Origin of the sequence: Pseudomonas sp. GZJR-8 (genome assembly GCF_002916705.1) — a bacterium.
Lineage (GTDB): Bacteria > Pseudomonadota > Gammaproteobacteria > Pseudomonadales > Pseudomonadaceae > Aquipseudomonas > Aquipseudomonas synxantha_A.
The window spans coordinates 194232-213619 of record NZ_JXSI01000002.1 but is presented as its reverse complement, the minus strand read 5'-3'; the positions used below and the strand labels follow the sequence as shown (position 1 = coordinate 213619).

At 61.7% G+C, this 19388-nt stretch carries 20 protein-coding genes and 1 riboswitch; of the genes, 3 read left to right on the top strand and 17 right to left on the bottom strand.

Annotated features, from left to right (window positions below; genetic code table 11):
* Nucleotides 1–118: 118 nt before the first annotated feature.
* From TK42_RS04300 to cobO, 12 genes are all read right to left on the bottom strand, one after another.
* Entirely contained in the window at nucleotides 119–1318 is a 1200-nt protein-coding gene (locus TK42_RS04300) for an MFS transporter (protein WP_164365808.1), read from the bottom strand.
* Between the two features lie 63 nt (nucleotides 1319–1381).
* Nucleotides 1382–1786 carry a MarR family winged helix-turn-helix transcriptional regulator gene (locus tag TK42_RS04295; RefSeq protein ID WP_103733676.1) on the bottom strand — a complete coding sequence of 135 codons (405 nt, stop codon included), beginning with the start codon at nucleotides 1784–1786 and terminating at the stop codon, nucleotides 1382–1384.
* Nucleotides 1787–1828: 42 nt separating this feature from the next.
* Nucleotides 1829–2557 (bottom strand): adenosylcobinamide-GDP ribazoletransferase, encoded by a 729-nt coding sequence (locus TK42_RS04290; RefSeq protein WP_103733675.1) that lies wholly within the window; start codon nucleotides 2555–2557, stop codon nucleotides 1829–1831.
* A gap of 2 nt (nucleotides 2558–2559) precedes the next feature.
* The gene (gene cobC, locus TK42_RS04285) at nucleotides 2560–3135 is read right to left on the bottom strand and encodes an alpha-ribazole phosphatase family protein (RefSeq protein ID WP_103733674.1); all 576 of its coding nucleotides are present in this window, start codon (nucleotides 3133–3135) and stop codon (nucleotides 2560–2562) included.
* Entirely contained in the window at nucleotides 3132–4187 is a 1056-nt protein-coding gene (gene cobT / locus TK42_RS04280; protein WP_103733673.1) for a nicotinate-nucleotide--dimethylbenzimidazole phosphoribosyltransferase, read from the bottom strand. The genes cobC and cobT overlap by 4 nt, the downstream gene beginning before the upstream one ends.
* Nucleotides 4184–4705, bottom strand: a complete 522-nt coding sequence (cobU, locus tag TK42_RS04275; RefSeq protein WP_103733672.1) for a bifunctional adenosylcobinamide kinase/adenosylcobinamide-phosphate guanylyltransferase — start codon at nucleotides 4703–4705, stop codon at nucleotides 4184–4186. The genes cobT and cobU overlap by 4 nt, the downstream gene beginning before the upstream one ends.
* 161 nt (nucleotides 4706–4866) lie before the next feature.
* Complete coding sequence (locus TK42_RS04270; protein WP_103733671.1) at nucleotides 4867–6318, bottom strand: cobyric acid synthase; 1452 nt, start codon at nucleotides 6316–6318, stop codon at nucleotides 4867–4869.
* A complete protein-coding gene (gene cobD, locus TK42_RS04265; RefSeq protein WP_103733670.1) occupies nucleotides 6315–7304 on the bottom strand; it encodes a threonine-phosphate decarboxylase CobD in 990 nt (329 codons plus the stop codon). Before cobD ends, TK42_RS04270 begins: the two co-directional genes overlap by 4 nt.
* Nucleotides 7297–8205 carry an adenosylcobinamide-phosphate synthase CbiB gene (gene cbiB / locus TK42_RS04260; protein WP_103733669.1) on the bottom strand — a complete coding sequence of 303 codons (909 nt, stop codon included), beginning with the start codon at nucleotides 8203–8205 and terminating at the stop codon, nucleotides 7297–7299. Before cbiB ends, cobD begins: the two co-directional genes overlap by 8 nt.
* On the bottom strand, nucleotides 8202–8852 hold the full coding sequence (bluB, locus tag TK42_RS04255; protein WP_103733668.1) for a 5,6-dimethylbenzimidazole synthase: 651 nt from the start codon (nucleotides 8850–8852) through the stop codon (nucleotides 8202–8204). The genes cbiB and bluB overlap by 4 nt, the downstream gene beginning before the upstream one ends.
* Nucleotides 8849–10240, bottom strand: coding sequence for a cobyrinate a,c-diamide synthase (locus TK42_RS04250; protein WP_103733667.1), 1392 nt, complete (start codon nucleotides 10238–10240; stop codon nucleotides 8849–8851). Before TK42_RS04250 ends, bluB begins: the two co-directional genes overlap by 4 nt.
* On the bottom strand, nucleotides 10237–10848 hold the full coding sequence (gene cobO, locus TK42_RS04245) for a cob(I)yrinic acid a,c-diamide adenosyltransferase (protein WP_005790169.1): 612 nt from the start codon (nucleotides 10846–10848) through the stop codon (nucleotides 10237–10239). The genes TK42_RS04250 and cobO overlap by 4 nt, the downstream gene beginning before the upstream one ends.
* A gap of 78 nt (nucleotides 10849–10926) precedes the next feature.
* Nucleotides 10927–11173: riboswitch (cobalamin riboswitch) on the bottom strand.
* 99 nt (nucleotides 11174–11272) lie between these two features.
* Between cobO and TK42_RS04240 the strand changes: the two genes are divergently transcribed.
* Entirely contained in the window at nucleotides 11273–12586 is a 1314-nt protein-coding gene (locus tag TK42_RS04240) for a sorbosone dehydrogenase family protein (protein WP_078821988.1), read from the top strand.
* 131 nt (nucleotides 12587–12717) lie between these two features.
* Here TK42_RS04240 and TK42_RS04235 read toward each other — a convergent pair whose 3' ends face one another.
* The 5 genes from TK42_RS04235 to TK42_RS04215 form a co-directional block, all read right to left on the bottom strand.
* Nucleotides 12718–13257, bottom strand: a complete 540-nt coding sequence (locus TK42_RS04235; protein ID WP_005790173.1) for a C40 family peptidase — start codon at nucleotides 13255–13257, stop codon at nucleotides 12718–12720.
* Between the two features lie 144 nt (nucleotides 13258–13401).
* Nucleotides 13402–14031: a C40 family peptidase gene (locus tag TK42_RS04230; RefSeq protein WP_005790175.1), complete on the bottom strand. Its 630-nt coding sequence runs from the start codon at nucleotides 14029–14031 to the stop codon at nucleotides 13402–13404.
* A 209-nt stretch (nucleotides 14032–14240) separates the two neighbouring features.
* On the bottom strand, nucleotides 14241–14945 hold the full coding sequence (gene hda, locus TK42_RS04225; RefSeq protein ID WP_027603798.1) for a DnaA regulatory inactivator Hda: 705 nt from the start codon (nucleotides 14943–14945) through the stop codon (nucleotides 14241–14243).
* Nucleotides 14946–15148: 203 nt separating this feature from the next.
* Nucleotides 15149–16222 (bottom strand): AI-2E family transporter, encoded by a 1074-nt coding sequence (locus tag TK42_RS04220; RefSeq protein ID WP_078821990.1) that lies wholly within the window; start codon nucleotides 16220–16222, stop codon nucleotides 15149–15151.
* Nucleotides 16223–16277: 55 nt separating this feature from the next.
* On the bottom strand, nucleotides 16278–17318 hold the full coding sequence (locus tag TK42_RS04215; RefSeq protein WP_103733666.1) for a DUF2066 domain-containing protein: 1041 nt from the start codon (nucleotides 17316–17318) through the stop codon (nucleotides 16278–16280).
* A 355-nt stretch (nucleotides 17319–17673) separates the two neighbouring features.
* Here TK42_RS04215 and purM point away from each other — a divergent pair, with 355 nt between their 5' ends.
* Both purM and purN read left to right on the top strand, forming a co-directional pair.
* On the top strand, nucleotides 17674–18732 hold the full coding sequence (gene purM, locus TK42_RS04210) for a phosphoribosylformylglycinamidine cyclo-ligase (protein WP_005790182.1): 1059 nt from the start codon (nucleotides 17674–17676) through the stop codon (nucleotides 18730–18732).
* Nucleotides 18732–19382, top strand: a complete 651-nt coding sequence (gene purN, locus TK42_RS04205) for a phosphoribosylglycinamide formyltransferase (protein ID WP_032880020.1) — start codon at nucleotides 18732–18734, stop codon at nucleotides 19380–19382. Before purM ends, purN begins: the two co-directional genes overlap by 1 nt.
* Nucleotides 19383–19388 lie beyond the last annotated feature (6 nt).

Below are 19388 nucleotides of genomic sequence, written 5' to 3'. Positions count from 1 at the left end.
ACTTAACAGATCGCCATGCCCAGTTGCATCAACGCCAGGCCACCTTGCTGCCAACCCCACCAGGCCAGTAGCAACAGAAGCAACCCTGCCGCCATCACCATCAAGCGCACCGCTACCCTCATGCCGCCTCCATCTGCGCCTGCACACGCGCCACTGGCCGCTCACGCACCGGCCAGTTCAAGGCCGCGGCAAGCAGGCTGAGCAGAATCGCCACCTGCCAGATCAAATCGTAGTTGCCGGTTCGATCATAGACTACCCCGCCCAGCCAACCGCCGAGGAACGAACCGAGTTGATGGAACAGGAACACAATCCCGCCGAGCATCGAAAGGTTGCGTACGCCAAACAACGTCGCGACGGTGCCGTTGGTCAGCGGCACGGTGGACAACCACAGAAACCCCATCGCCATGCCAAATAGATAGGCCGTCACTTCAGTGACTGGCGCCCACAGGAACAACACAATCACCACCGCCCGCAGCAGGTACAGGCCGGTCAGCAAGCGCGGCTTGGACATGCGCCCGCCCAGCCAGCCAGCGGTATAGGTGCCGAACACATTGAACAGACCGATCAGGGCCAGCACCGTGGTGCCCACCGTGGCCGGCAGATGTTGGTCGACCAGGTACGCCGGCAAGTGCACACCGATAAACACAACCTGGAACCCGCACACAAAAAAACCGAAAGACAGCAGCCAGAACCCGGAGTGAGAGCAGGCTTCCTTCAACGCTTCGCGCAGGGTTTGCTGACCGACCGTGACCGGCAACGGCCGGTCCTTGAGCATGGCAACCAGCGGCAGGATCAACGCCACCATCAAGCCCAACGCCAGCAACGCTGCGGACCAGCCCAGCCAACCGATCAAGCCGAGGGTGCCGGGCACCATGGCGAACTGGCCGAAGGACCCGGCGGCGCTGGCAATACCCATGGCCATGCTGCGTTTTTCCGGCGGTACGGCGCGACCGACCACACCGAGAATCACTGAAAACGAGGTACCGGACAGGCCGATGCCAATCAGCAAGCCTGCGCTCAGGGACAATGACCACGCGGAGTCGGACATCCCCATCAGCACCAGGCCCACGGCGTACAACACGCCGCCGACAAACACCGCTCTGGTTGCGCCGAAACGGTCGGCCAAGGCACCGGTAAACGGCTGCGCCAGGCCCCAGATCAAGTTCTGCAAGGCAATGGCGAAGGCGAAGGTCTCACGCCCCCAGCCGAATTCGCTGCTCATCGGCGCCAGAAACAGGCCGAAGCCATGCCGTACGCCCAAGGACAACGCCAGGATCAGCGCACTCCCCACAAGGATCCAACCGCTGGTGCGCCACATCGAGGTCATTTTTTATTCTCCGCTCGCGGGTATATACCCGCTTTTAGTCGAACAAACCGCCGTTCAGGCGAGTTCATCCAGCAAGGCCAACAAGGTTTCGCGCTTTTCAGCGCCGAGCTTATCAATCAGTTTCTGTTGCGCCGCTTCCCATGCCGGCAACGCGGCGGCCAATCGCTGCTGGCCATTTTCAGTCAACAGCACAAGGCGGTTTCGCAGGTCATCGCCCTCGACCAATTGCACCAACCCCTCGCCCTCCAGAACACGCAGGTTGCGCCCCAGGGTGCTGCGATCCAGGCCCATGGCTTCGGCCAGGCTGGAAATGCTCGGTTGGTCGAGGCGCTGCAGGTTACACAGCAAAGAATACTGGGCGACGTTGATCCCGAAGCCGTCGAGAGCGCCGTCGTAATGCCTGCTGACGCCACGGGCGGCGCGTCGCAGGTTGGTGCATAAACATTGGGAAGCAAGCATAGAGCGTGTATATACCCGGAGTTAAGGAATTGCAAGAAAGCGTTACAGCGCCAACCCGACCAGGACAGCGACTTCCAGTAGTTCCAATAGCGCGCCTGCCGTGTCGCCCGTGGTACCGCCAAGGCGCCTGATCATCAAGTGACGCAGCCCCATAAAGCACAGCGCCGCCAGCAACACCGCAATACCGCCGTTGAAACCACCGATCAGGATGCAGGTCAATCCGCTGAGGATCAGCACCTGCTGGCCGACAATCCGCGGTAAGTAGTCCGACAAGGCCTGGCCCAACCCTCCTGCCCGCACATAGCGCGTGGTAAGAAACAGCGCCAGCATCGAAGCCCGTCCGATCAACGGCGCCAGGATCAGGGCGGGGCCATTATGCTGCTCGATCAAGGCCACCAACGCGCTGAACTTGAGCAATAGCACCAAGCCCAGGGTAACCACCGCAATCGGCCCGCTGCGCGGATCTTTCATGATGCTGAGGGTGCGCTCGCGATCACCAAAGCCACCCAACCAGGCATCGGCGCTGTCCGCCAGGCCATCCAGGTGCAGGCCACCGCTGAGCAGCACCCAGGCCGTCAGCAACAGCGCGGCGTGCAGCAGCAAGGGCGCGCCCATCAATACCAGGTTCAACCCCCACAGCAATAGACCGAACAGCAGTCCCACCAGCGGATAAAACAGTAACGAACGGCCTAGCTCCTGAGGCTGCGGCATAACCGGCAAGCGGATCGGCAGGCAGCTGAGAAATTGCAGGGCGATCCAGAACGGCAACATCGTCACGATCCTTCTTTCAGTACGCCGTCGGCACCGACCTGCAGGCTGAAAAGCGCGCCGTGGCCGACCTCGACGTTCAGCAGTTGCTCGCGCGGCATCCCACGCGCCCGGGCCAGCAGCAGGCGCATCACGCCGCCATGGCTGACCAACAACACGCGCTGGCCGGCGTAAGCCTGATGCAGGCGTGACACCGCGCCGAGCACCCGCTCGGAAAATGCACTGACAGGCTCGCCTTGGGGCGGCGTGAACGCGTAGGGATCGGCCCAGAACAAACCCAGCCCTTCGGCATCGGTCTCCATCAGCGCCGCGGCGCTCTGGCCTTCCCAGGCACCGAAGTGGAGTTCTTGCAAAGCCGGCTCAAGGCTGACCGGCAGGCCGAGCTGTGCTCCCAGCTCCTGGGCAAACAAGGCGCAGCGTTGCAACGGTGAGCCGATCAACCGATCCCATGGCCCCTGCCCCACCACCGCGGCTCGCATTTGCGCCCAGCCCCTGGCGGTCAAGGCATCGTCCAGGCTGCCGCGCAGGCCGCCGCCCAGCTCGGTTTCGCCGTGGCGCAGCAGGTCCAGGTGCAAGGTCATGCGGGGCGATCTGCCACGGCCGCTTCGGCGAAGGTTGCCATCTGCCCGTGCAACGCACAGGCCAAACGCAACAACGGCACCGCCAGCGCCGCGCCGCTGCCTTCGCCCAGGCGCAAGCCCAGTTCCAGTAGCGGTTCGGCATCCAGGCTGTGCAACACATGGCGATGGCCCGGCTCGGCACCGCGATGCCCGAACACCAGCCATTCGCGGCACGCCGGGGTCAAGCGCACCGCCACCAGCGCGGCAACGCTGCAGATAAACCCATCCACCAGCACCACGATACCTGCCTGCGCACAGGCCAGGTAAGCGCCAACCAACGCGGCAATTTCAAAACCGCCGAGATTGAACAGCGTTTGCAACGCATCACCCCGTTGCCCGGCATGCAGCGCCAAAGCGCGCTCGATGACCGCGACCTTGTGGCTGACGCCCGCTGCATTCAAACCTGTGCCCGGGCCAGTCAGGTCGCTCACCTGGCAATCCAGCAATGCACAGGCCAATGCGCTGGCCGCAGTGGTATTGCCGATACCCATCTCGCCGCCGATAAACACCTGCGCACCGCGTTCCAGAGCGCGGTGCGCGCTGTCTCGGCCGGCTTGCAATGCCAACAGCCCTTGAGCCTGGGTCATCGCCGGGCCATCGACGAAGTTGGCCGTGCCAGCGCCGATATTCACATGACGCACGCCGGGCAAATTCAGCGAGGGCGTCACCGTGCCAAGATCAATCACTTCCAGCTGCGCATCCAGTTGCCGCGCCAACACGCTGATCGCCGCACCACCGGTGACGAAGTTTTGCAGCATCTGCCCGGTGACCGCCTGGGGAAACGCCGATACGCCTTCGGCGACCACACCGTGATCACCGGCAAAAATCGCGATCCACAGTTGCTCCACCGACGGCTTGACCTGGCCCTGCAAACCCGCCAGCTGCACCGCCAGCGCTTCCAGCTGGCCGAGGGAACCGGCGGGCTTGGTCAATTGTTGCTGACGCGCCAGCGCCTGTTCATGGGCCGCAGTATCAATGGCCTTGCAGGGGTTGAGCCACCAGGAGTCCGTCATAACGCAGTACCTTTCAAAGTCAGGGGCAGGCCGGCAACCGTCAACACCACACGCTGACACCGCTCGGCCAAGGCTTGATGCAGCCAACCGGCTTCATCCACATAGCGGCGAGTCAATTCGCCCAGCGGCACGACACCCAGACCGGTCTCGTTGCTGACAAAAATGATTTCACCCGGCAGCGAGGCCAGGGTTTGCAGCAGTTGATCGCGCTCGAACACCAGACGATCGCTATCGTCGAGCATCAGCAGATTGGTCAGCCATAACGTCAGGCAGTCCACCAACAGGCAGCGGTCGGTAGCGGCGTTTTCACGCAGCACATGCGCCAGCTCGATGGGTTCTTCAATCAGCCCCCAATGATCCGGGCGACGTTCGCGATGCAGCGCCACCCGCTGATTCATTTCACCATCCAGCGGTTGGCTGGTGGCGATATAAGTGACCAGCAAAGCGCTGTCGCAGGCGAGCTTTTCAGCCAGGCGACTCTTGCCCGAACGGGCACCGCCGAGGATTAATTGATACATGAGCAAATACCTTTTCCAGCCAGCCGAAAAAATTGCGATTGATACCATCCATTGTGGGAGGGGGCTTGCTCCCGATTAAGGTGTATCAGTCGATGCCTCAGTGACTGTAAAGCACTTATCGGGAGCAAGCCCCCTCCCACATTTGCGTCCTATACATGCCGTCAAATCCCGCACAATCGACGCAATAAATCCGTATCCAGGTGGTTCTCCACCAAGTCCGCCAACCGCTCGATATCACGCTCGCGCAACCCGTGATAATCCACCTCTTGCACCTCCTGCAATCCGGCCCACCGCAGCAAGGCACTGCACGCCGCCGGTGTTTCGAACAGCCCGTGCAGGTAGGTGCCGAGAATCTGCCCATCAGCACTCAGCGCGCCATCGCTGCGACCATCGTCCAGCAGCACCGCAGCGCTGAGCAGGGCATCGCCTGATGTCACACCCGCGTGAATCTCATACCCACTCACTTCAGCATCTTCGAGCACCAAGCGTCCGCGCACATTGCGCAGTTGCTTGTGCTCCTCCAGCGTTGTGGTAAACGCCAGCAGCCCGAGGCCGGCACTGGACCCGGCCACACCCTCCAGCCCAAGCGGGTCATGCACCTGCTCACCCAGCATCTGCAAACCGCCGCAAATCCCCAGCACCTTGCCGCCATAACGCAGATGCCGCGCCACGGCCGCATCCCAGCCATTGGCGCGCAAGAAGGCCAGATCGCTGCGTACGCTTTTGGAGCCAGGCAGGATGACCAGGTCAGCCGCAGGCATCGCCTGGCCCGGCCCGACAAACTGCAAATCCACCTGAGGATGCAGGCGCAGCGGGTCAAAGTCAGTGTGATTGCTGATACGCGGCAACACCGGCACCACCACCTTGAGCACGTGGGCGGCCTTGTCGATCTGGCGCTGGTCGATGCCGTCTTCCGCCTCCAGGTGCAGGTCCATCACGTAGGGCAACACGCCGACAACCGGCTTGCCGGTGCGCGCCTCCAGCCAATCCAGGCCGGGCTGCAACAGCGTGATATCACCGCGAAAACGGTTGATGATGAAGCCCTTGACCCGTGACTGCTCGCTGGGCGACAGCAATTCCAGGGTACCGACCAGATGGGCAAACACGCCGCCGCGATTGATATCGGCGATCAACAGCACCGGGCAATCCACCGCTTCGGCGAAACCCATGTTGGCGATGTCATTGGCGCGCAGGTTGATCTCGGCCGGGGAGCCCGCACCTTCGACCATCACCACCGGATAGGCTTGACTCAAACGTGCGTGGGAAGCCAACACCGCCTGCATCGCAATGGCTTTGTAGTCGTGATAGGCCACGGCGTTCATGCTGGTCACGGCGCGACCGTGGATGATCACTTGCGAGCCGGTGTCGCTGTTGGGCTTGAGCAGCACCGGGTTCATATCGGTGTGGGGTGCCAGGTTGGCGGCCTGGGCCTGCACTGCCTGGGCGCGGCCGATCTCGCCGCCTTCGGCCGTCACCGCGCTGTTGAGCGCCATGTTCTGCGGCTTGAACGGCACCACCGCGACACCCTGGCGCACCAGCCAACGGCATAGCGCGGTCACCAGGGTACTCTTGCCGGCGTCGGAGGTTGTGCCCTGCACCATCAGTGTACTCATGTGGCTTCCTTGTATGCGGCCAAAGCCTCGTCCAGCCGCAACCAGTCGGCTTCGGTGTCGGGCAAGCCGAAACGTACGCTGCTGTCGTGCACAAACAGGCGCAGCAGGATGCCGCGCTGGGCCATGAATTCGTGCAGGCGCTCGGCATGAGGCGTGATCAACCACTGGAACAATGCGCAGCCGCCGTGAGGTTGAAAGCCTCTGCGCTCAAGCAGTTCGAACAAGCGCTGGCCCGCTTCGATGCATCGATTGCGCTGGCGGGTGTGCCCATCCGTATCGCGCAGGCATACTTGGCCCAATACCCGCGTCGGCCCGCTGACTGCCCAGGGCCCGACCTGTTCGGCCAGCAACTTGAGCAACTTGCGTTCGGCCAGCACAAAGCCCAGGCGTACACCCGCCAGGCCGAAAAACTTGCCGAACGAGCGCAGTACGATCAGACCGACCTGATCGGCATGGCTCGCCAGGCTTGAATCGGGGGTCACGTCCATGAACGCTTCGTCCACCACCAGCCAGCCACCGCGCTGGACCAGCCGCGCGTGCCAGTCCAGCAAGCGTTGCGGGGGCAGGCTCAGGCCCGTGGGGTTGTTGGGGTTGACCACCACCAGCACATCGAGGCTGTCGAGAAAGAAGTCGACCTCCTGCTCCTGCACTTCACGCACCACATAACCGGCGCGGCGCCAGGCTTCGGCGTGCTCGGCATAGCAAGGCGAAAGCACGCCGACCTTGCCGGAGCGGCGCAGGCGCGGCAGTAACTGGATCGCGGCCTGGGAGCCCGGCACCGGTAACAACTGGGCGGCGCCATAATACTCGCAGGCGGCCTTCTCCAGGCCGTCATCGGTTTCCGGCAAGCGGGCCCAGGCACGCAGCGGGATCTCGGGAATCGGCCACGGCCAGGGCGCCAGGCCACTGGACAGATCAAGCCAATCCGCTTCGGCAATCCCGTATTCAATCGCGGCCTTTCGCAGCCGACCACCGTGTTCAAGCATAGATTTGCGCCCCTACGCACAAGACCAGCAGCCACAACCATACGCCGCGCTGCACCAGGTGCCAGCCACGATCAATGGAGTCGGCATCGGCCGGCGGGCCTTCGCCCAACTGCGGGCGCTGATGCACCTCGCCGTGATAAATCGCTGCGCCACCGAGTTCGACGCCCAACGCACCGGCACCGGCAGCCATCACCGGACCGGCGTTAGGGCTGTCCCACGTCGGGCCCTGGGTTCGCCAGCATTTGAGAGACCGGCGGGTTTTGCCCAATAGCGCGTAGGTCAAGGCCACCAGCCGCGCAGGAATGTAGTTGAGCACATCGTCGATCTTTGCAGCCGCCCAGCCAAAACGCTCAAAGCGCTCGTTGCGATAGCCCCACATGGCGTCGAGGGTGTTGCTCAGGCGATAAAGCACCACGCCTGGCACGCCCGCCACCACAAACCAGAACAATGCGGCGAATACCGCATCGCTGCCGTTCTCCAGCACCGACTCGGTTGCGGCGCGCGCAACTTCGGTGCGGTCCAGTTCGCTGGTCTGGCGACTGACCAGGTAACTCACGCGTTTGCGTGCCTCATCCAGATCATCGCTGCGCAGGGCCTGGGCCACCGGCGTCACATGCTCGCCCAGGCTGCGCATGCCCAAGGCGCAGTACAACGCCAGGATTTCCAGGAGCCAGCCTATATATGGCGCCCACGATAACGCGGTGGCCAGCAAGGTCAGAGGCACTACTGCGATAAACCACGCGGTCACGCCATGGCTGCGCCAGCCACGCCCACCGCTATTGAAACGCTGCTCGATGCGCTCGGCGAAGTTGCCGAACGCCACCAGCGGATGCCAGCGCCTGGGTTCACCCAGCAGCGCATCCAGCGCCACCGCAGCGACACACAGCAAGGCCACACTCATTGACTCACTCCCCACTTGTTTTCATACAGCATGTCACTCAGCGGCCGCGGCTCGGTCCAGCCTTCGAGCTGCAACATCGGTGCCGGGTAGAACTCAGCCACCGGCCCCAGGCACAGTACGGCCAGGGGTTTCGCGCCGGCTGGCAAGCCCAGCAGTTCGGCCAACGCCAGGGGTTCGAACAGCGACACCCAGCCCATGCCCAGGCCTTCCACGCGCGCCGCCAGCCACAGGTTCTGGATTGCGCAAGATAGAGACGCCATGTCCATTTCCGGCAAGGTGCGGCGCCCGAAGATGTGGCGCTCGCGATCATCCATCAGTGCAGCCACCAGCACCTCGGCGCAGTCGCTGATGCCTTCGACCTTGAGCTTCATGAAGTCATCGGAGCGCTCGCCCAGGGCCTGCGCGGTGCGCGCGCGCTCTTCTTCCACCAACTGTTGAATCTGCCTGCGCAATGAGCGGTCGCTGATGCGGATAAAACGCCACGGTTGCATCAGGCCTACACTGGGTGCCTGGTGCGCGGCCTGGAGCAGGCGGTGCAACAGTTCCGGGGCGACGCTGCCGCCGGTGAAGTGGCGCATGTCGCGGCGTTCGGCGATGGCGCGGTAAACGGCCTGGCGGTCGGCCTCGGGGAAGGCGTTGTCAGTCATGGCCTCATCGGGGGCAAGCCCCCTCCCACATTGGATTGGGTTTCAACTCGGTCAACTGTGGGAGCTGGCTTGCCTGCGATAGCGGTCTCAAGGTCTGGCGCGAACAACGCGGCCACCGCGCCAGGATTCGACGGAAAATAAAAGTGCACGTAGGAAGCGGTCAGCCGCCCTTGTCGGTAAACCGCTTCAGCCCCGCGCCCGCCGTTAGGGCTCAGGCCACGGGCGATCGGCGCCAATGCGGTGCTGGTCAAGGAGTGGTGATAAGTGTGCCCGCGCAACGTACCTTCCGGCAATTCGACACTTTGCAGGGCCAGTGCCGCGAGTTTCTTTTGCATCACCGCATCGCCTGGCAGCACGCCAACCAGTTCGGCTCGGGCGCCCTCTACATCCGTCAGCGAATCGAGCAGATAGAGCATGCCGCCACATTCGGCGAGCAGTGGCTTGCCGGCGGCGTGATGAGCACGGATGGCCTCCAGCATCGAGGTGTTTGCCGACAGCGCCTGGTGGTGCAGCTCCGGGTACCCGCCTGGCAGGTAAAGGCTGTCTGCCTGCGGCAGTTGGCAATCATGAATAGGTGAGAAGAATGTCAGCTCTGCGCCCATGGCCCGCAGCAAATCCAGGCTGGCGCCATAGGTAAAGGCAAAGGCTTCGTCACGGGCGACGGCGATACGCACACCGGCAAGTAACGGTTCGGCCTTGATCACTTCGGGCGCGGCAAAGGTCACGGGCGGCGGCAGGGCCACTTCGCAGCTGCTGCCCAATGCCTGGGCGGCAGCATCCAGGCGTACATCGAGGTCATTGAGTTCGCTGGCTTGCACCAGGCCCAGGTGGCGACTCGGCAGTTCGATACCGGTCTCGCGGGATAACGCGCCGTACCAACGCAAGCCCTCCGTGAGGCTGCCTTCGAGCAACTGGGCATGGCGCAAGGTGCCGACACGGTTGGCCAGCACGCCGGCGAACGGCAGGTCGGGCTGATAGCGCGCCAGGCCCAGGGCCAGGGCACCAAAGGTCTGGGCCATGGCAGTCCCGTCGATCACCCCCAGCACTGGCACGCCGAAGTGCCGCGCCAGGTCGGCGCTGGAGGGGGTGCCGTCGAACAGCCCCATCACGCCTTCGATCAGGATCAGGTCGGCCTCCCCCGCCGCCTCCCACAGCAAACGACGACTTTCCTGCTCGCCCACCATCCACATGTCCAATTGATACACCGGCGCACCGCTGGCGCGCTCGTGGATCATCGGGTCGAGAAAGTCCGGCCCGCATTTGAACACGCGCACCTTGCGCCCCAGGTTGCGATGCAAACGGGCCAGCGCAGCGGTGACCGTGGTTTTGCCTTGGCCGGACGCCGGAGCGGCGATCAAGACGGCTGGGCATTGGCGGGGCTGATTCAAAGTTCAACGCCCTTCTGTGCCTTGATACCGGCCTGGAACGCGTGCTTGAGCATGCCCATTTCGGTGACGGTGTCGCCCATTTCGATCAATTCAGGCTTGGCACCACGGCCAGTGACCACCACATGCTGCATCGGCGGGCGGGCTTGCAGGTCGCTTAGTACCTGGTCCAGGTCGAGGTAGCCGTGCTTGAGAGCGATGTTCAGTTCATCCAGCACCACCAGGCCAATGGAAGGGTCATTGAGCATTGCCCGCGACACCGCCCAAGCTGCTTCGGCGGCGGCGATATCGCGTTGACGATCCTGGGTTTCCCAGGTGAAGCCTTCGCCCATGACGTGGAAGCGAACTTGCTCGGGGAAGCGCCGGAAGAACAGCTCTTCGCCTGTGCTGTTGCGGCCCTTGATGAACTGCACCACACCGCACTGCATGCCGTGGCCCATGGCGCGGGCCAACATGCCGAAGGCCGAACTGCTCTTGCCTTTGCCGTTGCCGGTCAATACCAGCAACAAGCCGCACTCATTCGGCGAATTGGCGATGCGCTCGTCGATCACGGCTTTTTTGCGCAACATGCGCGCCAGGTGGCGTTCGTCGCGGTCGGGGGAATCGGTCATGGCAGCTCTCCGTTGGGGCTGGACAAAAACGGCGGGCAGGAAAAAGAAAAAACAGACAGCCAAGCATCGCCCACCGTGATGCTGTTGAATGTTCAAGGCCGGTCTCCGGACTCATGAGTGGCGCGTCTTGTCGAAGCAGCCGAGGGCGCGCCTTCCCATATCGCGGGCGATACAGTGGCAAACAGCACCGTCTTGACTCATTTACCGTTGCGGGGGCAGCGCCGGAATCGCGGCAGCACTGTGTACAAGTGCGCTCGCTCACCGGCTTCCCTGTTTCACCCTGTCGACGCGCACGCCACAGAGCACCTGGAACAAGCCGCGAAGGTTAGTGGGTTGGGGGTGGAGCGTCAATTAAAGCTGGCCTTGTACTTGAACCATCCGTACAGCGTGCTTCTCTACCCTTACAGGTATCAAGGAGAAAACCATGCCTAAAACCCGACTGGCCTTACTGATCATGCTCACCGGCAGCCTCGCCGCCTGCGGCGAAAGCTCTACCTTGCAAGTCTCCGATGGCACCGGGCCCTCGCCCAAACTGCCGGAGCCGAACAAGACGCTGATTCCCACCGTCAACATCGCCCCGGCGATCGGTTGGCCTGAAGGCGCCAAGCCAACGGCTGCCGCCGGCACCCAAGTGGCCGCATTCGCCGAGGGCCTGGAGCATCCACGCTGGCTCTACGTACTGCCCAACGGCGACGTGTTGGTGGCCGAGACCAATGCGCCACCCAAGCCAGACGACACCAAAGGCGTGCGGGGTTGGGTGATGGAAAAAGTCATGGGCCGCGCCGGTGCCGGTGTGCCGAGCCCGAACCGCATTACGTTGTTGCGCGATGCCGATCATGACGGCGTGGCCGAAACGCGTACGGTATTTCTGCAAAATCTGAATTCGCCGTTTGGCATGACACTGGTGGGCAACGACCTGTACGTGGCGGACTCGGACAAGTTGCTGCGTTTTCCTTATCAGCCAGGTGAAACCGCAATCACATCCCCAGGCACAACAGTCGTGGAGTTGCCAGGTGGCCCCTTGAACCACCACTGGACGAAAAACGTGGTGGCCAGCAAGGATGGCAGCAAGTTGTATGTGAGCGTCGGCTCCAACAGCAACGTTGGCGAAAACGGCCTGGACGTCGAGCAAGGCCGAGCTGCAATCTGGGAAGTCGATCGCGCCACCGGCCAACACCGCATTTTTGCCTCCGGTCTGCGTAACCCCAATGGCATGGCCTGGGAACCACAGAGCGGCAAGCTGTGGACGGCGGTCAATGAGCGCGATGAAATCGGCAGCGACCTGGTGCCGGACTACATCACCTCGGTCAAGGATGGCGGCTTCTATGGCTGGCCCTTCAGCTATTACGGCCAGCATGTGGATGTTCGCGTCACGCCGCAAAACCTGGACTTGGTTGCCAAAGCCATCGCGCCAGACTACGCGGTAGGCCCGCACACCGCTTCACTGGGGCTGACCTTCGCCGAGGGCAGCAAGTTGCCTGCGCAATTCAGCAACGGCGCGTTTATCGGCCAGCATGGTTCGTGGAATCGCAAGCCGCACAGTGGTTACAAGGTGATTTTTGTGCCGTTTGAAGGGGGCCAGCCGAAAGGACAGCCGGTGGATGTGCTGACGGGGTTTCTCAACAGCGACGAGAAAGCCATGGGCCGGCCGGTGGGCGTGGTGATTGATCAGCAGGGTGATTTGCTGGTGGCTGATGATGTGGGCAATAAGGTGTGGCGGGTTTCTGCAGCCAAGTAACCCATCTCAAGAGCATTGCAAATAATGTGGGAGGGGGCTTGCCCCCGATTGCGGTCTGTCAGCTGAGTATGTGCCGACTGTTACACCACTATCGGGGGCAAGCCCCCTCCCACACTGGATCTATGTACGACTCAAGGGTTGCGTGCCAGATTCCCCGGTAAAACCCGCTTGGCACTCAGGTAGGCATTCTGCCAATACGCTTTGGATAGCGTGTCGAGCTTAACCGTACCGCCGGTTTGCGGCGCATGCACAAAGCGCCCTTCCCCGACATAGATTCCCGCATGGCTGACCCGTGAACCACCGCCTGTGGCGAAGAACAGCAAGTCACCGGTTTGCAGGTTCTGCTCGCTGACGTCCTGGCCACGCATCACGATCAGTTCGCGGGTGGTGCGCGGCAGGGAAATGCCGGCGGCGTCGCGGAACACAAAGCCGATCAGGCCACTGCAATCAAACCCCGAATCCGGTGTGTTGCCGCCCCAGCGATAAGGCGTGCCGACCAGGCCCAGCGCACGGAAGAGCACGTCTTCGGCAGCAGGCGAAAAATTCTGGGTGGCGTAGTTGAATACCGGCTTGGGCTTGACCGCTACAGGCGCGGGCGGCGGTGGACGGCTGGCGCAGGCGCTGAGCAGCGCGGCGCAAACAATGAGCATCAGGCGGGCCGAGGTCGACATGTGCAGAACAATCCTGGTCTGGATGCGGCTTTCGCTGCCGAACGTTGAAAACCAGAACGCGCAAGCAAAGCTCGCGCGAACGGATAACAACAATGTCCAGGGATTCTAGCGCTTACACGTCAAACTTCAAGTATCACTTTAACTTTACTTACTAGCGGTAACCGTAGTCGGGGCCATGGCGAGTGCGCGCTTGGCTTCGATGAAGGTTTTGCTCCAGTAGCTGTCGCCCAGGTTATCGACCCGAACACCACCGCTGCGGCGGCTGCTGGAGTGGATAAACTGGTTATCGCCCAGGTAGATACCGGCGTGGCTGACACGACCACGACCACTGGTACTAAAGAAAAGCAGATCGCCCGGCTTGAGGTTGTTGCGTGCGACCAACGGTGCATCCACGTTGATCATTTCGCGGGTGGAGCGAGGCAGGTTCATGCCAGCTTCTTCACGAAACAGATAACCGATGAAACCGCTGCAATCGAAACCGGCTTCAGAGGTGCCGCCAAAACGGTAACGAGTACCGATCAGGGACTTGCCGCGTTCAAGAATGCTGTCGGCCAGAAGGGGCAGCTGGTAAGGCTTGCTGTCTGAAAACTCGGCGAGTTCTTTTTCGGTTGCCATCTCTTCTTCATAAACAGAAGCAGACTGTGCAGCAACGAACTTGGCCTGATTTTGAACCTGTGGTTTGGGCTGTTCTGCCACCTGTTGAGGGTGGGAGGCGCAACCAAACAATAGGGTAACGAGTGCGAGAGGCACGAGGGGTGCGAAGCGATTTAGCATGGGCACGACCGTGGCTGATGTGTAAAGAAGCCGAGACTATGCCCTCTATCACATCGATTTGCAAATTCAATCGTGATCTATGTGACTTATTGTTTGGACTATGCCATCTAAGCCGTAATTCCATTTATCACTGCACTTGCGTGGCCCGCTGGGCTCAAACGCAGGTTTTCTGGCGCCCGTAAAATGCCGATTAGTGGCAAATCAACGCCTTACCAACCCAGCGTTTCTTTCAGAAAAGGAATCGTCAATTTTCTTTGCGCCTGCAACGAAGCCTGGTCAAGCTGCTCAAGCAAATCGAACAGCGCGCTCATGCTGCGGGTGCCACGAGTCAGGATAAAGTGCCCGACTTCGTCGGTCAGGTGCAGGCCACGTCGGGAAGCACGCAGCTGCAGGGCACGCAACTTGTCCTCATCGGATAACGGGCGCATCTGGAAGATCAGCGCCAGGGTCAGGCGCGACTTGAGGTCGGCCAGCTTCACCGGCAGCTCACGAGGCGATGTGGAAGCGGCGATCAGCAAACGACGACCGCTGTCGCGCAGGCGGTTGAACAGGTGAAACAGCGCTTCTTCCCAATCCGCCTTGCCGGCCACCGCCTGCAAGTCGTCCAGGCACACCAGTTCGTATTGCTCAAGGTTGTCGAAGATGCCGATGCCGCGGTCCATCAACTCGGCCAGGGGCAAATACACTGCCGGCTCGCCCATCTGTTCGAAACGCAGGCACGCGGCCTGCAACAGGTGGGTACGCCCCACGCCATGCTTGCCCCACAGATAGATCAGGCTTTCAGTCCACCCGGCGTCGGCTTCGCAAAGCCGCTCCACATAGCCGAGTGCAGCGGCATTGGCGCCTGGGTAGTAATTGATAAAGGTAGCGTCATCACGCAGACGCACACCTAGGGGCAGCTGAATCGGTTTCATGCTGACTGAACGGCTCCCATCGAACCGTTAGTGGCCTCTGTGTAAAGTTTGCAAAGTTTATACCCGTGACGCCGGGTGCACAATGCAGCAGACCACAAGCAAAATCAAAGGTTTGCGTTAACTTGGCGGTTTCACGCGGATTGTTTGACGCACCACCGCCAGAAACAACAAACCCGGCCTTGGCCGGGTTTGTGACATTGCGATTACAACTCGGGCTCATCAACGCCCGTATACACGTCCGAATCCTTGTACAAGTCGTGAACATGACGCACCAGCACCATGATCACCGCCGCCACCGGCAGCGCCAGCAGAATGCCGGTAAACCCGAACAACTCGCCACCCGCCAGGATCGCAAAGATCACCGCCACCGGGTGCAGGCCAATCCGATCGCCTACCAGCAACGGCGTAAGTACCATGCCTTCCAATGCCTGGCCGACCATGAACACCGCGACAATCCCCAGCATTGGGTAGAGGTCGCCGCCAAACTGGAACAGACCGGCCACCAGCGCCGCACCGATACCAATCACAAAGCCCATATAAGGCACGATGGCTGCCAGGCCTGCGATCAAGCCGATCAACAGCCCCAGCTCCAGGCCGATGGCCATCAAGCCAGCTGCGTAGATCACCCCCAGCGCCAGCATCACCAGCAACTGACCGCGAACGAATGCCCCCAGTACTTCATGGCATTCTGCAGCAAGGGAGACGATGCGTTCTTCACGGTCACGGGGCAGCAGGCTGCGGATCTTGGCCATCATGATGTCCCAATCACGCAGCAGGTAAAACGCCACCACCGGGATCAGCACCAGGTTGGTCAACCAGCCGATCAGCGCCAGGCTCGAAGCGGTTGCCTGGCTGAGCACCACCGTGACGATATCGGTGGTCTTGTCCATATGCTCGCTGATGGCCGCCTTGACCTTGTCGAACTTCCAGAACCCATCCGCCAACCCGAACTTGGACTGGGCCCACGGCATTGCCGTGTGCTGCAACCAGTCGAGCATCTGCGGCGCCAGCTCGTAGAGGCGAAACAGCTGCTTGGCCAGCATCGGCACCAGTATCAACACCAGCGCCGTGATAATCAGCGTGAACAGTGCGAACACCGTGACCACGCCCAAAGTACGCGACATACCGGCTTTTTCCAGGCGATCCACCACGGGATCGAACAGATAGGCGAGCAACAGCGCCACCAGAAACGGCGTCAGGATCGAATGCAGCAAGAACACAAAACCGCACAGCAGGACTATCCCGCCAATCCACACCCAACGACGCGTATCCGCCATAAACCACTCCATCTATTATCGACGCCCTTCTTCTATATAGAAGAAGGAGCACTATTTACCAACGAAACCGCAGTTGCGCCTGAGGCTCAGGTACAGCAGCCGGTTGCGTGCCATCGACCACAGGTTGCTGGGCCGGGGTTTCACCTGCGGGAATTTCCTGCAACTTGGCCAGGCTCAATTGGGTACGCAGCTGCTCGGCACTGCCGTTGACGCGATACACAATGCGATTGCCATCCACTAACTGCGGCTGACCGCCAAAGGGCTCCAGCAACCGGCCCAGGGCGGCGTATCGCTCCAGGTTCATGCCTTGCACTTCAAGCAGCTGCTCGCTGCTCACGCCAGGCTTGACCGCAAAGCGCGGCGCCAGCTTTTGGCTGACCTCCAGCAATACAGCATCTGCCAGTGCGGCAGTATCAGCGCCTTGGACGGTACCTTGCTCAGACTTATCGCCCAGCCACAGACGCCATTTGGCCTGCCACTGACTACCTTCCTGGCGCGCATGCACAGCCAGCAACGCATCGGCTCCGTAGCGCTCGGAGGCTGCACGCAAGGGCGCAGCGTCCGCGCTTTCCAGATTCGGTGCAGTGGCAACCACTTGCTCATCCAGGTCGCCCAGCGGCAGGCGCAACGGCAAGCCACGGTGTTGCGCGGCGCGGCGCAGTGTCTGGGCAACCGCCTGGCCATCGCCCACCAGGCTGCTGCCTTCGGTGGAATCGTTCAGCCACCAACCGAGAATCGACGGCCGATTACTGCCCCAGATCGACAGGCCGGCATCACGCAAGGCGCGATCGGTGCTGACCGGGTCGAAGTCCACTTGCAGGCTCTCGGGCGGGCCCGCGTCGTAGCCATATTGGGTGATGATTTGTTGCGGATCCTTGCGGATTGCCGCCAGGCCCGGGCCATCGGCGGCCTTGGCGTCGCCGGTGAGGCGAATCACCAGAGTCTGCACGGCGCGCTGGGTGGCCTGGTCACGCTCCTGGGGCGACTGGCTGCTGACCGGTTCGAGTACTTGATAGAGGCCATTGAGGGTTTCGGCATGACTCGCCAGGCTGACCAACGACAAACAGCCCACAAAGAAGAATTTACACAGACGCATGGAAGATTCCCGAACGACAAATTTAGCGGCTGGAACAGACCGCGTGAATCGGTTTAGCCAGGCTGTGACCACAGCACCCGGCAAAACATTCACAGGGCCTCGGTAAGTTTTTGTACTGTCATAACGATAGCGGGTTCAAGGCTATACCTTAATACGCCGCTTGGCAGAGCCGATCAGCATTTTTTAACCGGCTTTTTTAATCTATATGGCCCTGCCCGTCGGCCCGAGGATGGCCGCTGCCCTTCAAGCCTGATAAAATCGCGCGCCTTCGCAGACCGTCAACGGCAGCGGCCTTTTTAAAAAGCGCCCGCCCGCTCGGTCGTTACCCCTGAATCCCCCCCTAAAGGCCTGGATCATGAGCAAGCAACCCTCCCTGAGCTACAAGGACGCCGGTGTAGACATCGACGCCGGTGAAGCATTGGTCGAACGCATCAAGAGCGTCGCCAAGCGCACTGCGCGCCCTGAAGTCATGGGCGGCCTGGGCGGTTTTGGCGCCCTCTGCGAAATCCCGGCCGGCTACAAGCAGCCTGTACTGGTGTCCGGCACCGACGGCGTAGGCACCAAGCTGCGCCTGGCCCTGAACCTGAACAAGCACGACAGCATCGGCATCGACCTGGTTGCCATGTGCGTCAACGACCTGGTGGTGTGCGGCGCCGAGCCGTTGTTCTTCCTCGACTACTACGCCACCGGCAAGCTCAATGTCGAAACCGCAACCCAGGTGGTCACCGGCATCGGCGCCGGCTGCGAACTGTCGGGGTGCTCGCTGGTCGGCGGCGAAACCGCTGAAATGCCAGGCATGTACGAAGGCGAAGACTACGACCTGGCCGGTTTCTGCGTCGGCGTCGTGGAAAAAGCCGAGATCATCGACGGCTCCAAAGTGGCTGCCGGCGACGCCCTGCTCGCCCTGCCATCGTCCGGCCCGCACTCCAACGGTTACTCGCTGATCCGTAAGATCATCGAAGTGTCCGGCGCCGACATCGAGAACATCCAGCTCGACGGCAAGCCTCTGACCGACCTGCTGATGGCCCCGACCCGCATTTACGTCAAGCCACTGCTCAAGCTGATCAAGGACACCGGCGCCGTCAAGGCCATGGCCCACATCACCGGCGGCGGCCTGCTGGACAACATCCCGCGCGTCCTGCCAAAAGGCGCCCAGGCGATTGTCGACGTGGCCAGCTGGCAGCGCCCGGCAGTCTTCGATTGGCTGCAAGAGAAAGGCAACGTCAACGAAACCGAGATGCACCGCGTGCTGAACTGCGGCGTGGGCATGGTCATCTGCGTGGCGCAAGAGCACGTTGAAACCGCGCTGAACGTATTGCGTGAAGCCGGCGAGCAACCTTGGGTCATCGGCCAGATCGCCACTGCTCCAGAAGGCGCAGCCCAGGTTGAACTGAAGAACCTTAAGGCGCACTGATGCCTGCAACCTGTGATGTCGTGGTGCTGCTCTCCGGCACCGGCAGTAACTTGCAGGCCCTGATCGATAGCACGCGCAGCGGCGACAGCCCGGTGCGCATCGCTGCGGTGATTTCCAACCGCAGCGACGCCTACGGCCTGCAACGCGCCAGGGACGCGGGTATCGACACCCGCTCGCTGGATCACAAGGCGTTCGACGGCCGCGAGGCCTTCGACCGCGCCCTGGTCGAACTGATCGACGCCTTCAAACCCAAGCTCGTCGTGCTTGCCGGCTTCATGCGCATCCTCAGTGCTGATTTCGTGCGGCACTACGAAGGGCGCCTGCTCAATATCCACCCTTCCCTGCTGCCCAAGTACAAAGGCATGCACACCCATCAGCGCGCCCTCGACGCCGGCGACAGCGAGCATGGCTGCAGCGTGCACTTTGTCACCGAGGAACTCGATGGCGGGCCTCTGGTCGTACAGGCAGTGGTTCCGGTAGAGTCAGGCGACTCGGCGCAGACGCTTGCGCAACGGGTTCATACCCAGGAACACAGGATTTACCCGCTGGCTGTTCGCTGGTTTGCCGAGGGACGGTTGATTCTTGGTGACCAGGGTGCATTATTGGACGGTCAGTTACTCGCGGCCAGCGGCCACTTGATTCGAACCTAGGAGATT